Annotated in this window: 11 protein-coding genes and 1 pseudogene; 1 reads left to right on the forward strand and 11 read right to left on the reverse strand. The window is 72.6% G+C overall.

What is annotated here, in order from left to right; translation table 11 throughout:
* Nucleotides 1-201 precede the first annotated feature (201 nt).
* From ACIQU4_RS35015 to ACIQU4_RS35045, 7 genes and pseudogenes are all read right to left on the reverse strand, one after another.
* Nucleotides 202-687, reverse strand: coding sequence for a VOC family protein (locus ACIQU4_RS35015; RefSeq protein WP_403739568.1), 486 nt, complete (start codon nt 685-687; stop codon nt 202-204).
* Nucleotides 688-825: 138 nt separating this feature from the next.
* Nucleotides 826-4,416, reverse strand: a complete 3,591-nt coding sequence (locus ACIQU4_RS35020; RefSeq protein WP_403739571.1) for a CDP-glycerol glycerophosphotransferase family protein — start codon at nt 4,414-4,416, stop codon at nt 826-828.
* A gap of 179 nt (nt 4,417-4,595) precedes the next feature.
* A complete protein-coding gene (locus ACIQU4_RS35025; protein WP_365956099.1) occupies nt 4,596-4,970 on the reverse strand; it encodes a hypothetical protein in 375 nt (124 codons plus the stop codon).
* Between the two features lie 115 nt (nt 4,971-5,085).
* Nucleotides 5,086-5,532, reverse strand: coding sequence for a roadblock/LC7 domain-containing protein (locus ACIQU4_RS35030; RefSeq protein ID WP_403739575.1), 447 nt, complete (start codon nt 5,530-5,532; stop codon nt 5,086-5,088).
* Between the two features lie 80 nt (nt 5,533-5,612).
* Nucleotides 5,613-6,404, reverse strand: a complete 792-nt coding sequence (locus ACIQU4_RS35035; RefSeq protein WP_403739578.1) for a transcriptional regulator — start codon at nt 6,402-6,404, stop codon at nt 5,613-5,615.
* The gene (locus ACIQU4_RS35040; protein ID WP_403739580.1) at nt 6,401-6,820 is read right to left on the reverse strand and encodes a hypothetical protein; all 420 of its coding nucleotides are present in this window, start codon (nt 6,818-6,820) and stop codon (nt 6,401-6,403) included. Before ACIQU4_RS35040 ends, ACIQU4_RS35035 begins: the two co-directional genes overlap by 4 nt.
* Before the next feature lie 271 nt (nt 6,821-7,091).
* Nucleotides 7,092-7,340, reverse strand: a pseudogene (locus ACIQU4_RS35045) (helix-turn-helix domain-containing protein); the annotation flags it as partial.
* Nucleotides 7,341-7,507: 167 nt separating this feature from the next.
* Here ACIQU4_RS35045 and ACIQU4_RS35050 point away from each other — a divergent pair.
* Nucleotides 7,508-8,785 carry a helix-turn-helix domain-containing protein gene (locus tag ACIQU4_RS35050; protein WP_403739583.1) on the forward strand — a complete coding sequence of 426 codons (1,278 nt, stop codon included), beginning with the start codon at nt 7,508-7,510 and terminating at the stop codon, nt 8,783-8,785.
* Here ACIQU4_RS35050 and ACIQU4_RS35055 read toward each other — a convergent pair.
* The 4 genes from ACIQU4_RS35055 to ACIQU4_RS35070 all read right to left on the reverse strand — a co-directional run bounded on the left by ACIQU4_RS35055 (nt 8,694) and on the right by ACIQU4_RS35070 (nt 15,108).
* Entirely contained in the window at nt 8,694-10,643 is a 1,950-nt protein-coding gene (locus ACIQU4_RS35055) for an APC family permease (RefSeq protein ID WP_403739586.1), read from the reverse strand. The genes ACIQU4_RS35050 and ACIQU4_RS35055 overlap by 92 nt on opposite strands.
* A 51-nt stretch (nt 10,644-10,694) precedes the next feature.
* Nucleotides 10,695-12,107 carry a helix-turn-helix domain-containing protein gene (locus ACIQU4_RS35060; RefSeq protein WP_403739589.1) on the reverse strand — a complete coding sequence of 471 codons (1,413 nt, stop codon included), beginning with the start codon at nt 12,105-12,107 and terminating at the stop codon, nt 10,695-10,697.
* Between the two features lie 306 nt (nt 12,108-12,413).
* Nucleotides 12,414-12,869 carry a (2Fe-2S)-binding protein gene (locus ACIQU4_RS35065; RefSeq protein WP_403739592.1) on the reverse strand — a complete coding sequence of 152 codons (456 nt, stop codon included), beginning with the start codon at nt 12,867-12,869 and terminating at the stop codon, nt 12,414-12,416.
* A gap of 28 nt (nt 12,870-12,897) precedes the next feature.
* Nucleotides 12,898-15,108: a molybdopterin cofactor-binding domain-containing protein gene (locus tag ACIQU4_RS35070; RefSeq protein WP_403739595.1), complete on the reverse strand. Its 2,211-nt coding sequence runs from the start codon at nt 15,106-15,108 to the stop codon at nt 12,898-12,900.
* Nucleotides 15,109-15,383 lie beyond the last annotated feature (275 nt).

A 15,383-nucleotide genomic window follows, 5' to 3' on the forward strand; every position in this document is an offset into this window, starting at 1 on the left:
TCCGGTCTCGGTCAGGGGTGCATTACGGTGGGGCACGAGGGCCTTTCTGGTCGGTGTAGACGTCGCAATCCACACCGAACCCGGAAGGCCCTCACTCGTTCAAGATCCCTCAGCCGAGACCTGCATCACCCGTCCACAACCTCCCTGGACAGAACACCTAGGGGGTGTCTGGCGGGCCGGGCCCGGCCCGCCAGACACCCTCTAGCCCGCGTCGGCCGCCCTGCGCATCTCCGCCACGTCCAGCTTCTTCATCTTCATCATGGCCGCGGTGGCGCGGGCGGAGCGCCCCGGGTCCGCGTCGGTGACCAGCTCGATGGCGCCGGGCGGGATGACCTGCCAGGACACCCCGAACTTGTCCTTGACCCAGCCGCAGGCGGATTCCTGGCCGCCGTCCTTCGTCAGCTCGTCGTAGTAGTAGTCCGACTCCGCCTCCTCGGCGCAGTGGATCTGGAACGAGATCGCCTCGGTGAACGGGAACTGCGGGCCGCCGTTGAGGCCGATGAACTTCTGGCCGTTGATCTCGAACTCGACGGCCATCACGTCACCGGCCTTGCCCGCTCCCGCCTCGTTGTAGTAGCCGGTCCGCCCGATCTTCCCGTCCTTGAAGACGGACACGTAGTAGTCGGCGGCGGCCGCCGCGTTGCCGTCGAACCACAGACACGTGGTGAATCCGTTGCTGCTGCTCATGACTGCCTCCAGGCGGGTGCGTGGTCGAGTCCGTGCGGTGGGGCACCGTCTCGCTCCTATACAGACCGGCCCCGGGCCCGAAATTCATCGGTGGGCCCGGGGCCGGTCGGCAACGCTTCCTGAATGCACTCCAACGGCTTACACCGCCGGCTTGGCCGCCATGGAGAGCATCCGGTCGACGACGCGCTCGGCGGCGCCGCCGTCGTCCAGGTCGCAGAACTCGGCGCGGAACGCGGCCCGCGCCTCCTTGAACTCCGCCCCGAGCGCGTCCGCGCCCCGTACGGCCTCGATCAGGCTCGCCGAGTCCGCCAGCAGCGGGCCGGGGGCCTTCGCGGCCAGGTCGAAGTTGAAGCCGCGCAGCGTGGTCCGGTAGTGCTCCATGTCGTACGTGAAGAGCAGGATCGGCCGGTCGGTGAGCGCGAAGTCGAACAGCACCGAGGAGTAGTCCGAGATGAGGACGTCGGCGACGAGCAGCAGGTCCGTCGCGTCGGGCCAGCGGGACACGTCGACGACGAACCCGTCGCGCACGTTGTCCCGTACCTGCTCGGTCACGTGGTGGTGGCCGCGGACCAGCAGGACGTGGTCCTCGCCGAGCTCGCGCCGCGCCGCGTCCAGGTCGATCTGGAGGTCGAGCTTGTAGCCGCCCGACCAGCCCTCGCGGTTCTCGCGCCAGGTCGGCATGTAGAGGACGACCTTCTTGCCCTCGGGCAGGCCGAGCCGGCGGCGGACCTCGGCGATCCGCTGCGCGTCGGGCTTGACGAGCGCGTCCGTGCGCGGGCTGCCGGACTCGATGACCTCGCCCTGGTAGCCGAGGGCACGCTTGAGCAGCGGCGTCGCGTACGAGCTCGGGGAGGCGAGCAGCGACCACTGGGCGCTGTCGTGCTCCAGTGCCTCCAGGATCTCGGGGCTCGTGTAGTAGTCGTGGATGAAGTCGTGGCCGATCTCCTTGATCGGCGTCCCGTGCCAGGTCTGGACGACGATCTGGCCGGCGCGGCGCTGGAAGCGCTGCGGCACGCTGTCGTTCACGACGTAGTAGCGGGCCCGGGCCAGGACCTCCCAGGCCTCGGTGCTGTCGTACTGCACGGCGCGGGCGGTCGGGGGGACCTCGGCGCGGCCGTCGCGGACGAGCCAGACGTGGTCCAGCTTCTCGCCGCGGCGCAGCAGTTCCTCGTGGATGGCGCGGGGCGAGTCGCCCGCGCCGTTCCCCTGGTGGGTGTCGTAGACGACGATGTCCTTGACCGGCAGGGCGCGCTGCGCCGGGTAGGTCTCGTACCGGGTGACGCGCGTGGCGTACCGGGTCCGGTCGTGCGGGCTGAGCAGCGGGTCGGCGACGAGCACCATGCGGTCGTAGAAGCGGGCCTCGACCCGCATCCGGCGGCCCTGGACGGTGATCGCGTGCGGTCCGGCGTGCAGGGCGGTGGGCGCGAGCTGCACCGGGGCGCCTCGGTCGACACCGAGCAGGCCCGCGGTGGTGCCGCCCTGGGCGAGCGGACGCAGGGTGGGCCACCAGCGGCCCTTCGGCAGCGTGGTGCGGCCGGCGTAGGACTCGGGGAGGACGGGCTCGAAGACGGATTCGAAGCGGTCGCCGTCCCGGGTGACGGGGTAGCTGAACTCGACGCCGTGCGCGTCGTGCAGGACCAGCTCGTACGGCTCGTCGGCGGGCGCGACGAGCCGGCCCTTGATCGTGAGGGTGCCGTCCTGGCCGGTGACCGAGTCGACGAGCGGCGGCGAGGGCTGCACGGAGAGGGTCAGGTGTCCGGTGTTGCCGCGCTTGGCGAAGAGGGCGCGGTCGGCGTTCCCGCCGGTCAGGGGAACGACCAGGCCGGCGAATCCGCCGCGCTCGTCGTGCGCGAGGCGGTGCTCGGAGCCGTCGGCGCCGACCACGGTCAGGCTCCACGGCTCGGGGGCCCACTCGCCGGGCTCGCACTCCGCGTCCGGTACGGCGGCCAGCTCGGCCAGCGGTACGCGGACGGTGAACGGGATCCGGCCGGCGCCGCGGGAGCCGCTCGCGGCGGCGGTCTCGATCGGGAAGGTGAGGACGGCGGCGGTGGAGACGTGCTCGGCGCGCAGGGTGGCGCCGACGCCGATCTCGGCGGCGAGCTCGCCGGCCACCTCGACGGCGTCTTCGCCGGCCCGGCGGACGTCGAGGGCGCGGGCCCGGACGGTCTCGACCTGGATGGTGAGGGCGCCGGTGGCGTTCGGGACGATGCGGACGTCCGGGGTCACCCAGTGGGCGGGCGGGTTCTGGCCGGAGTCGGACTCACCGCCCTTGAGGCGGGCGCGGTGCAGGCCGCCGGCGCCGGTGACGGCGACGGAGGTGGTCCATATGCCGTCGATCCACTTGCCACCCGACTGGAAGGCGGTGGGGTCGACGACGGCGGTGAAACCGGCCCAGTCGGCGTGCCGCAGCGCGAGGTGCGCGGCGTTGACGGTGGCCATCGGGGAGGCGACCGTACGGGCGGTGACGACGGTACGGCGGCGCTTGCCCCCCTCGCGGAAGACGAGCATCTTGCGCGAGCCGAGGCGGCTCTCCGCGCCGAGGTGGCCGGGCAGCGCGTAGCCGCGCAGCAGCAGCTTGCCGTCGCTCCAGACGGCCTGCTCGAGGCGGCTGACGACGCGGCGCTCGCGCGGGCCGAGGGTGAGGATCTTGGCGGGGACCGGCGGACGGCCGTGCAGGAACGGGTAGTCGGCCTGCGGGCGGGCCAGCCCCTTGACGGGGACGCTGTACGAGTAGTCGCTCTGGTGCTGCGTGAGGGCGATGAAGTCCTCGACGCGGCCTTCGCGGGCCAGGTACGCCTTGAGGCGGTCGGCGACGGTCAGGTCGGACCAGGGGCCGGTGCCGATCTCGCGGACGAGGCCGCCGACCTCCTTGACGAAGGCGGCGCGGAAGTCGGCTCCGCCCTCACCGACGTACTTGTAGATGAGCGGGAGTTCCTCGCTCAGCACGTTGTAGTCGTAGTCGCGCAGGTAGCGGGCGTACTTGGCGCCCTCCTTGGCCTTGAGGGCCTCGCGGACCAGGCGGACGGAGGTGACGCGGTCGATCAGGGAGACCGGGTCGGTGGAGCGCTGGGTGATGGAGCGCTCGCCGGTCTCGCGCACGCGCCAGTGGTAGACGCAGTCGCTGATGACGTCGACGCTGGACGCGAAGTAGTGCGCGGGGATGCTGACCGGGGCGTCCTCGTAGAGGATGCCCTCGGGGTACTGGAAGCCGTGCTCGTCCCAGAAGCTGCGCCGGTAGACCTTGTTCCACGCGGTGCGGTCGGTGACCAGCGCCGGGAACTTGGAGATGTGGGTCTTCAGCTGCGTCTTGGCGAAGGCGGCCCGGTGGCCCCAGGACTGCTGCATGCCGACGGAGCGGAAACGCTTCACGTTGCCGCCGGCGAAGTCCGAACCGGTCTCGTCGAGGGCGGCGATCAGGCGCTCGTACGCGTAGTCCGGCATCGTGTCGTCACTGTCGACGAAGGCCAGGTACTCGCTGTCCTCGGAGGCGTGGCGGGCGCCCACGTTGCGGGCGGCGCCGAGTCCGGCGTTCTCCTGCATGACGACCCGGAAACGCTTGTCCCGCGCGGCGAAAGCCTTGGCGATGACGGCGCTGGTGTCGGTGGACCCGTCGTCCACGAGGATGCACTCGAAGTCGGCGAACGTCTGGGCGGCAATGGACTCCAGGCACTCGTCGAGATAGAGCTCGACGTTGTAGACGGGGACGACGATGCTCAGGCGCGGGGGCATGGGTGGCGGGTTCTCCAGCGTTTCAAGCTATTTCGATGATCAGGTGATGAGAGCATCCTACTCGGTAACGGGATGATAAAGTCCCCCCATCCTGGACATATGACCCGTGACGCCCGGGGCGGACGGCAAAGAATTCAGCCGCCCGCCACCTCGGCGTCGGGATCGGACCGAACGTCTGCTCAGACTTCGAGCTCCGCCTCGATCTTCTTGAGCTGGTGCCGGGCCATCGCGAGGTTGGCCCGGCCGCGGTCGAGCGCGAGGTAGAGGAAGAACCCCTTGGAGTCGCGGCTCTTCAGCAGCCGGATGAGGTGGTACTGGCTGCCGAGGGTGATCAGGATGTCTTCGATCTCGTCCTTGAGGCCGAGCATCTCCATCGTGCGGACCTTGGCGCGGACCACGTCGGTGTTGCCGGCCGCGGCCACGGCGAGGTCGAGGTCCTTGCCGCCGCCGATGGTACCGAGGGCCATGCCGCTGCCGTAGTCGACCAGGGCGGCGCCGATCGCGCCGTCGATGGTGGCGAGGGTTTCCTTGAGAGCGGTCTCCACGTTGGCCATGAGTGGCTCCTCTTCTTTCTTGTCTCTGTGTTCTGGCGAATTTCAGGCGGTTTACCGGTGGGTTCCGGTGGGTTCCGGCGGATTCCGGTGGGTTTTCATGCCCGGTCTGTACTGACTACGCCTGGTCCGTACCGACATGGACGTGCGGGTCCTCGGGGCCGCGGCGCCCGAGGACCTGGTCGATGAGCTCGGCTATGCGGAGGCTGGAGCGGCGGGCCTCCAGGTGGAGCCGGCCGACGTTGACGCGGGGCTCCGCGATCAGGGTGAGGACGGCGGCGTCCCCGGCCGCGTAGGTGGCCACGTATCCGTGTTCGCCGCGTATCAGGAGTTCACGGAATCCGCCCTGGCCGGTGGTGTCGCTGAGCCGCTGGGCCACGCCGAGGGCGGCGGCGGTCAGGGCCGCGACGGACTCCACCTCGATGGCGGCGCTGTCCTGCGCGAGGACCAGGCCGTCGGCGCTGCCGGCGAGGGCGCCGGTGAGCTGGGGGACCCGGGCGCGCAGCCTGCGGAGCTCGGCGAGTATGTCGGCTTCGGCCTCGGGGGGCACCATCGCCGTGCTCATGTCGGCCTTTCTCCTTTCGGGCTGCCTCCGCTCGGAGCGGTCGGCGCGCTCTGAGCGCAGAGCCGGTCGCAGCGGGAGCCTCACAGGCTTGCCTCCAGTGCGTCGCGTAACCGGCGGAGCAGCGCCACGTCCGGGGATTGCGTCTGGGTGATCCAGTCGGGCAGGGGTGTTTCGACCGGTGCCGGGGCCGGCGCGTGCGGGGTCTCGACGAGCCCTGCCGCCGCGAGGCGCCGTACGTCGAGCAGCGTGTGGAAGGCCGGGCGGCCCAGCACCCACGCGAGGTCCGCCGGGGTCCGTGCGCCGTCCGCCCTGGCGAGCAGGACCCGCTGGCGGGGGGTGACGGTCTGGCCGGGGGCGGCGGTCCGGGGCACCACGGGGGAGGTGTCCAGCAGCGGGTACGGCCACACCGCGTCGAGCAGCTCGCGCCGGCGCCGGGTCTCCCGTTCGACGGCGGCGGCCGGGACCGAGCGGACGGAGCCGATCCAGTGGGTGGCCCCGCGGCGGAACCGGGAGGGTCCGGTGCCCGGGGAGAGGGCGAAGAACGCGGCGTCGAAGATGGCGGCGAGGTGGCAGATCTCCAGCTCACCGCCGGCGAGGCCACCGCTGTCCACGAGGAAGCGGGCGACCTGGCGGCGGGCGCCGGCCCGGTCCACGGCCTCGCGCCAGCGTTCGGGGGCGAGGCCGCCGCCGGTGGTGAGCAGGACGTCGAGGCCGGGGGTGGCCGGGCTCTCGGCGTGCACGATGCGGCCGTCCTCCAGAAAGAGGGTGCCGCGGTCGCGGAGCAGGGCGCCGGTGGCGCGCTCCGCGGCGAGCCGGGTCAGGAGGGGCGAGACGGCGACGGCGGCTAGGCCGCCCACCTGGGCGGCGGTCATCTGAGGACCAGCCCCTCGGCGAGGATGCGGAGTCTGTGCCGGGCGAGGGCGAGGTTGCCGTCGGTGCGGTCCAGCCAAAGGTGGAGGAAGACGCTGCTGTCGAAGCTGGTCTCGACGAAGCGGAGGACGTGGTAGCCGGTGCGGGTGGTGACGATCAGGTCCTCCACGGGCAGGCCCAGGCCCGTTTGGCCCAGGTCCGGTCCCGGTGCGGATTCGGGTGCCGGCTGGGCGAAGGACTCGTACTCGGCGGCCGCCCGGGCCAGCTCGGCGGTCTCGGCGGCGGTGGTCTCGTGGTCGCCGACCGGAGAGTCCCCGGCGGTGCCGAGGGCCAGTCCGCTGCTCCAGTCGACCAGCGCGGCCCCCCGCGCACCAGGCAGGGCCATGGCTTCGAGCAGGCATTCGTCGATCCCGGGCACGCGGGCTCCCCTCCCGGCCAGACGTGCGAAGTGCACGGTCTACGGCGCGACAGGAGGGAACTTACTCACGTTCCACTGCACGGAAGGGGCTTCTGGCATTTTCCGCGGGAACATGCACAGAACCACGCGGCTGCGTGGCCGGAACCCGTCGACTTCTGATCACGAATGTTGATCACGGCTGTGGATCACACAAGACGGCGCACGGGGCGCACAGGGCGCGCGGGTGTCACCGGGGGGCTCGGTCGGCGGCTCACGACGCAAGCGGAAGATGCTCCGCGAGCCGGAAGGCACCGCCCTCGCGCTCGACGTATCCCTCGTGGCTGAGGGTGCGCAGCAGGTGGTAGACGGTGGGCAGCGGAATGCCGGTGAGCCGCGCGAGCCGTTTCGCCGTCACCCCGCCCTCGGCGTACATCGCCTCCAGAAGGCGCAGCGCCCGCTGCACGGAACCGATCAGGGTGGGTGCGCTCTCGCCGCCCTCGCCGCTGCTCTCGCTGTCCTTCTGACCGCCGTCGGTGACCATGAATACTCCCCCTGCTCCGGTACGAGTCCTGGCACCCCCATAAAAGTCGTTCCCGGCCCGCAATCCCAGCTGACTCGCGCACATCCGGACATAAGATCACCACGCCCCGGCGGTCGCCCGGTCCCGGCCCTCCCCACCGCCCCCTCCCCCGTGTCACCCTGCCCGTCATGGAGCGGATCACCGAGGAGATACGCGAGGACCTGTCCCGCCGTATCACCGTGACGGCGGACCGGCTCGCCGACCGGACGCTGGCCGAGGATCCCGCATACTGCGCCCTGCTCGGCCGGGCCGAGCTGCGCGAGCGGATCCGCCTCGGCCTCCGGCAGTGCGTCGAGGGCCTGGACCGCGGCATCCGCGGGCTGCCCGTGGAGCTCGCCGGCGCCCGCGCCACCGGCACGCTCCTGGCCGAACAGGGTCTGCCGCTCGCCTCGTTGCTGCGCACTTACCGGCGCGGCGGCCGCATGGTGTGGCAGACCCTCAACGAGGCGGTGGCCGCGCACGACCCGGCGGCGCTGCCCCGGCTGCTGCCGGCCGCGGCCGTGCTGTGGGACGTACTGGACCAGCTGACGGACGCCATGGCCGACGCGTACCGCGGCACGGAAACCGCGCGCCGCGACCGCGACCAGGAGCGCCGGGCCGCCCTGCTCGACGCGCTGCTCGACGGCGCGGGCCCGCCGGACGGCCCCGCGGCCGTGGATGCGGCGGACCGGCTCGGCCTCCCCGGGCGCGGCCGCTTCGCGGTCGTCGTACTCGCCCCGGGCGCACCGGGCGCCCCGGGAAGTCCGGGTGGTTCCGGCGGCCCGCTCGCCCCTGACGGCCTGCGCGTGCTGTGGCGGATCCGCGCCGAAGGGGAGATCGGCCTGGTGGAGCTGGGCCACCATCCCCTGGAGTCCGTACGGGAGCTGCTCGGCCCGCTCGGGGCCCGGGCCGGGGTCAGCCCGGTCGTGGAGAGCCCCGGGGACCTGGCCCGGGCGCACCGGCTGGCCGCGCTCGCGCTGCGCACCGCCCCTGCGTCCGGCGGTCCGTGCACCGCCCTGCTGGACGAGCGGCTGCCGACCGCGCTGGTCGCCTCCCAGGCCGAACTCGCGGGCCGGCTGCGGCAGGTGGTGCTCGGCCCGGTGCTGGCGCTGCCCGCGGAGGACCGCCGGGTGCTGCTGACCACGCTGGGCACCTGGCTGACCTGCCAGGGCTCGACGACGTACGCCGCACAGCGGCTGTACTGCCACCGCAACACCGTCTCGAACCGGCTGCGCCGCCTGGAGCAGCTCACCGGCCGCACGCTCTCCGACCCCGCGCACGTGGTGGAGCTGGCACTGGCCCATGCGGCGGTGCTCCAGCGCGCGAACGCCCCCGCTACCTCGCCGAACTCGCCGACTCCGCCGACTCCCCCGACCGCGCCGACTCCAGCAGGTACGGTACGTCGATCACCGCGACCCCGGGGGTGAACAGCAGCCTCGCCTTCAGCCGGAACGCGTTCTGGTTGTGCAGGGGCTGCTCCCACCAGTGCCCCACCACGTACTCGGGGATCACCACGGACAGGATGTCCGTCCCCTCGGCGGCGGCCAGCTCCTGCACGTACGCGAGCACCGGCCCGATGACCTCGCGGTACGGGGAGTGCAGGATCTTCAGCGGTACGCCCGGGTCGTGCTCCGCCCAGGCCTCGCGCAGCCGCCGCGCGTCCTCCTCGTCGGCGGCGACGGTGACGGCGGTCAGGGTGTCCGGCCGCAGCGCCTGTGCGTAGCCGAGTGCCTTCAGCGTCGGGGCGTGCACGTTGGACACGAGCACCAGCACATGGTGGCGGGAGGGCTTGCGCGGTTTGACCCCGGAGGCGACGGCGACCTGGGCCGAGACCCTGTCGTAGTGCCGGCGGACCCCCTTCATGCCGAGGAAGAGCAGCGGCATCGCGATGACGACCAGCCAGGCGCCGTGCGTGAACTTGGTGGTCAGGACGATGATCAGGACCACGGCGGTCAGGGTGGCACCGACCGCGTTGATCGCCAGCCTCCGGTGGATGTGGATCCGCTCCGCCTTGGGCGTGGCCGGGGAGGCGAGCTCCCGCCGCCAGTGCCGGACCATGCCCGACTGGGAGAGGGTGAAGGAGACGAAGACGCCGATGATGTAGAGCTGGATGAGGCGGGTCAGCTGGGCGTCGAAGGCGATGATGAGGGCGACGGCGGTGAGCGCGAGCAGCACGATGCCGTTGGAGTAGACGAGGCGGTCGCCGCGGTTGAAGAGCTGGCGCGGCGCGTACCGGTCCTTGGCCAGGATCGAGGCGAGCATCGGGAAGCCGTTGAAGGCGGTGTTCGCGGCGAGGATCAGCACGCCCGCGGTGACGGCCTGGAGCAGGTAGAAGAGGAAGTGCCAGCTCCCGAAGGTGGCACGGCCGATCTGGGCGAGCGCGGTGGACATCGGTGTGCCGGCCGGCAGGCCCAGTTCCGTCGGGTCGGCGGCGACGTGCACCTGGTAGACCATGGCGAGGATGGTGATGCCGAGGAACATGGTCACCGACAGGACGCCCATCACGGCCAGGGTGTTGGCGGCATTGCGGCTCTTGGGCCTCCGGAAGGCGGGCACTCCGTTGCTGATCGCCTCGACGCCGGTCAGCGCCGTACAGCCCGAGGCGAAGGCCCGCATCACGAGGAGCACCAGGCCCAGGCCGGTGAACGTGGCCTCCGCGGTGATCGGGAGGTCGGCGGACTCGGCGCGGATGGTGTCGCCGGTCGCGATCCGGACGGCCGCCACGGCGAACATGACGTAGATGACGAGGACGAATCCGTAGGTCGGAACGGCGAAGATGCGTCCCGACTCCCGTACGCCGCGCAGGTTCATCAGCATCAGCACCACCACGAACCCCACCGACAGGCCGACTTCGTGGTCGCTGAGCGAGGGGATCGCGGAGGTGATGGCGTCCACGCCGGAGACCACGGAGACGGCGACGGTCATGACGTAGTCGACGAGCAGTGCGCTGGCCGCCGTCAGGGCGGCGGTCTGGCCGAGGTTCTCCGAGCTGACGACGTAGGCACCGCCGCCGCCGGGATAGGCGTAGCAGGTCTGCCGGTAGGAGGCGACGACCACGATCATCAGGAAGACGATGGCGGCGGCCGCGTACCAGGCGAGGTGGAGCAGCGCCGCGCCGCCGAGGGCGAGGATCAGCAGGATCTCCTCGGTGGCGTAGGCCACGGAGGAGAGCGGGTCACTGCAGAAGATCGGCAGCGCGAGCCGTTTGGGCAGCAGGGTCTCGCCCAACCGTGCGGTGTCGAGCGGTTCACCCACCAGCACGCGCTTGAGATTGATACGCCTCATCCCGGCATGATCGTGCATGTTTCATGCGGTTTGTCCCTTATCGGGACTGTGTCATGCCGCGGGCCCGGCGAGCCGGGCCAGTTCCTCGGCCCGGTGGGCCAGCCACAGGTCGTGGCGGGCGCTCGGCGACTGGAGCAGCGAGCGCTCCAGCAGGACCTCGATCCGGGTCAGCCGCTTGCGCGTGCCCGGCACCGAGATCCCGAGCGCGAGCGCCGCCGGGACCAGGTGGGCGTCGTGCCGCAGCCAGGCCCGTACGGTCTCACGGGCGCCGGGCGGGGCCTCGCGCCCGGTCAGCGGCGCCAGGTGCGCACGGGCCCAGGCCGCCAGGTCGGGGTGGCGCAGTACGCCGTCCAGATCGGCCGGAGCGCCGAGCCGGACACCCGGGGAGGCGCCCGGCCCGCCCGGGGTCAGCCGGAGCGCGAGCGAGAGCTCCGCCTGCTCGGGCAGGCGCGCGAGGTCCCTGCCGAGCACCGACTCGATCAGGCGCAGCCGGGTGGCCAGGGTGTTGCGGTGGATCTTCAGCAGCCGCGTCGCGTGCGGGCCGAAGTTCAGCCACGCGTGGGCCGTGGCCCGCAGCTCCTGCGGGCCGGGGTCCTGTGGACGCCGGGGTTCGTAGGTGTGCAGGGGCGCGAGCAGGGTCTCGGCCCAGCCGGTTCCGGCCCCGTGGGCGGCCAGCTCCAGCTCGGGCCCGGGGCCGAAGCGGGCGTGCCGCCCGGCGCGGCCGCGGGCGACGGCCAGGGCGTGGAACGCCTGGGTGTACGCCGCCGGGGCCTCGCGCAGCCGCAGGTGCCCGCTGACCCCGACCGCGCGGTCGCGGGCCACGCCCACCAGCGCCTCGGACAGCGGATCGTGCTCGGCCGAGACCGTCGCGGGACCGGCCGGGACCAAGGCGATGAGGTGGCCTACGTACACCGGGCAGCGCACGATCCAGGCCCGGCCGCCCGTCAGCTCCGCGCAGAGCCGGGCCACCTCGCCCCGTTGCCCGGCCCCGCATTCCACGACGTACATCCGCAGCGGATCCGGCAGCGAGGGCGTGAGCGCCTCGGCGATCTGGTGGGCGGTGGAGAGCCGGCCGTTCATCAGCAGGTGCAGGACCGCCTCGCGGGCACGCGATTCGGCGAGCTCGGCCCGCTCCTCGCGCCGCTCGGCCTCCTCGGCGCGCAGGACGAGGGCCAGTACCGCGGCGGAGTCCGCGAGCAGCGCGGGCGCTTCCGGGTGGTGCGGCAGGTCGAGTACGGCGGCCAGGGCGCGGCCCCCGTCCAGCGCGAACAGCAGCGCGGCCGCGCGCTCGCCGTGCAGGACGGCCGAACGCACGCCCCGGGTGCTCAGTTCCGCGGCCCCGCGGACGGCGAGCTCGGGGCCTGCGGGCGCGTCGGCGTCCACCACGCCGGTCCAGCCGCCCAGCCGGGCGGCGAGCCACTCCAACAGGGCGGCCGAGCCGCCGGAGTGGGCGATCCGGTGCACCTTGAGGATGTCCTCGGACCGGCTGCGGGCCCGGTCGGCGGGCGGTGGCGCCGCCGCGGGCGTATGAGGGACGGGCGGGTGCGAAATGAGGGGCTCCCTTCGGTCCGGGGTGCGCCGTCGCGGTCGGCCACCCGTCGTATCACTGTGCTCCGTGATACCCGTCCCGCCCCGTCACTGTGCAGGGCGGACCCTGCCAACCTGCGGCCGGGCGCCTAGGTTTGTCCCCGAGCGGTCGGGTCCCGGCATCGACGGGGGAGTCGCCGGGGCCCCTCTCGCTCACGGCCGCGCGGCTGACAGCCGGGCGGCTCACATCCGGGCGGCCGCGCTGCGGATGGCCTCCCGGATACGGAAGTAGGTGCCGCAGCGGCAGATGTTGGCGATCGCGTCGATGTCCTCGTCGGTGGGCGCGCCGGTGCGCTTCAGCAGCGCGACGGCGGCCATGATCTGGCCGGGCTGGCAGAAACCGCACTGGGCGACGTCCTGTTCGAGCCAGGCCTCCTGCACGGGGTGCAGCGCGTCCCCCTCCGCCAGCCCCTCGATGGTGGTCACCGTCTTGCCGGCGCACGCGGAGACGGGCACCACGCACGGGCGGATGTCCGACCCGTCGAGATGGCTGGTGCAGGCCTTGCAGACGTCCACGCCGCAGCCGTACTTGGGGCCGCGCACGCCCAGCATGTCGCGGAGGACCCACAGCAGGGGCAGATCGTCGGGCGCGTCCACGGTGACGCTCCGCCCGTTGACGGTGAAGGTGTGCGAGGGCACGGCGGACTCTCCTGAACTGGGCTACCGGCTAGCGGGGGTACGGGGTGAAGTCGACGTCGAAGTCGAGGGGGAAGCTGCGCGGCTTGGCACCGGTGGCCCTGGCCCAGGCGTTGGCGATCGCGCCGACCGCCGCCGGGACTCCGAGCTCGCCCGCGCCGCCCGGCTCCTCCCCGGTGGCCGGCAGCACGAAGACCCGTACGTCCTGCGGGGTGTCGCGCTGCCGCGCCCAGTGGAACTGGCTGTAACTGCCCTCCAGCGGGAGGCCCTTGTCCAGGTGCAGCCCGGCCCTCAGGGTGGTGGAGATCGCGTCGGTGAGACCCCCGATCATCTGGGCCTCCAGTCCGCGCGGGTTGACGGGCAGGCCCACGTCCACCGCGATGACGGCCTTGGTGACGCGGACGCGTTCCGGGTCCCGGGCGTCGATCTCGACCAGGCAGGCCGTACGGGACTTGTACTCCTCGTGGAAGGCGATCCCCTGCGCGCAGCCCGCCGGCACAGGCCGCCCCCACTCCCCCTCCGTCGCCGCTTTGTCGAGCACGGCGCGCTGGGCGTCGGTCTTCAGGAAGGTGCGCCGGAACTGGTACGGGTCCTTGCCGGTCCGCGCGGCGAGTTCGTCGACCACGATCTCCTCGGCGCCCCGGGTGTTGGCGGAGTACACCGAGCGCCAGGACCCGGTCGGGATGCCGGTGGGCACCTCGCTGAGCCCGTGGGTGGTGAGCCCGAAGTGGTAGGGGGACTTGATCGTGGTGTGGAACAGGGTCTGCGCGAGGGTGGCGTTGCCGATGCCGAGCGGCAGGCTGGCGGCGGTGGCGGTGATGATCTCGCCGAGTCCGTGCCGGAAGTCGGTCTCGGCGGCGGCCACCCGGTGCTCGAACGAGAGCACCTCGCCCAGCAGATGGGTGGCGCGGATCTTGTGGTGGGTGGCGGGGCGCATCCGGCCGTGCCGGGTGTCGTCGACACGGGTCCACATCAGCCTGACGGGACGGCGGCAGGCCTTCGACACCCGGGCGGCCTCCAGCGCGGCGTCGAAGAAGAGCCGCCGCCCGAAGGAGCCGCCGGCCTGGACCACGTGCACGGTGACCTTGTCGAGCGGCAGGCCGAGATCGGCGGCGATGGTCTCGCGGGCCACGATGGGGGACTTGAGCCCGGACCAGATCTCGGCGCGGTCCTCCCGTACGTCGGCCACGGCGGAGTTGGTCTCCATGGGCGCGTGGCTGACGAAGGCGAAGTCGAATGCGGCGTCCACGTACGGGGTGAGCAGCGGCGGCACCAGCAGCGGCGGGGTGGCGGCGCGCAGCTTGGCGCGGATCTGGTCGTCGGAGAGCTGGTCGGCGGGGCCGGGGCCCCAGGTGACCTGGAGGGCGGCCTTGGCGTCGAGGGCCTGGCCGAAGGTCTCGGCGACGACGGCGACGCCGGTCGGGACGGTGACCACGTGCAGGACGCCGGGCATGGCCCGGACGGCGGCGAGGTTGGCGACGCCCTTCACGCTGCCGCCGAGGCTGGGCGGGCGGCGCACCACGCAGGGCTTGGCGCCGGGCACGTCGAGGTCGAGGGTGTACTGCTGGGCGCCGGTCACCATGGCGCGGGCGTCGATCCGGCCGGTGGGCCGGCCGACGAGGGAGTGCTCGGCCGCCTTCTTGGGGGTGGCGCCGAGGACGATCAGGGCGGGGTCGGCGGCGGCCGCGGCGAGGCCGCCGTACGCGGCGGTACGACCGTCGGGCGCCCGTACGACGCCGTTCGCGGTGGTCAGCGAGGAGGCGGCGACGTTCCAGCGGCGGGCGGCCGCGGCAACGAGACGGGCCCGGGCGGTGGCGGCGGTCTGCCGGACCGGCCCGTAGAGGGAGCGGATGGAGTTGGAGCTCCCGGTGAGCTGGTTGAACAGCAGCTCGGGCCGCGCGTCGTCCAGTTCCACGCGGACGGCGGCCAGCGGCGCGTCGAGCTCCTCCGCGACGAGCATGGCGACGGCGGTGGTGAGCCCCTGGCCGACCTCCTCGCGGGGCAGCCGGAAGCGGATGCTCCCGTCCGCCTCCACGGAGAGCGCCAGCAGGGCCGAGGTGGGCGCGCCGGCCAGGATGAACAGGTCGCCGAGATCCACCAGATCGGCGGGGGCGGGCAGGCTCGGGACCACGGCGTGGGCGGGCTGTGGGGCGAGGGCATCGGCCCCGGCCCGGGTGACGAGGGCGAGCGTCGGCGCCGCGACGAGGTATGTGAGGAAGGAGCGGCGGCTCTGCCCGGTCATGTTCTGCGTCCCCACCCTGCGCGGATCCGCCTGCACGGACCTCCACCGCCTCATTACCGGCACGTAGCGTAGCGATCTCGGGATGATCTGGGAAGCGAGTGCCGTCCAGCCCGCGCACGGACGGGGTCCTTCGTTCGGGGGTACCCCCGCGGGGGCGTTGATCCGGCTCGCGTACGGATTTCGCCGCCCGGAAGTGGCGTACGTCTCGCCCGTACGATCGATCCGCGCCCTCCGGAGGGCCGGTTTCCGGCCGCGGGAGGACGATGGGAGGAGAG

Origin of the sequence: Streptomyces sp. NPDC090741, from assembly GCF_044769045.1 — a bacterium.
Classification (GTDB): Bacteria; Actinomycetota; Actinomycetes; order Streptomycetales; family Streptomycetaceae; genus Streptomyces.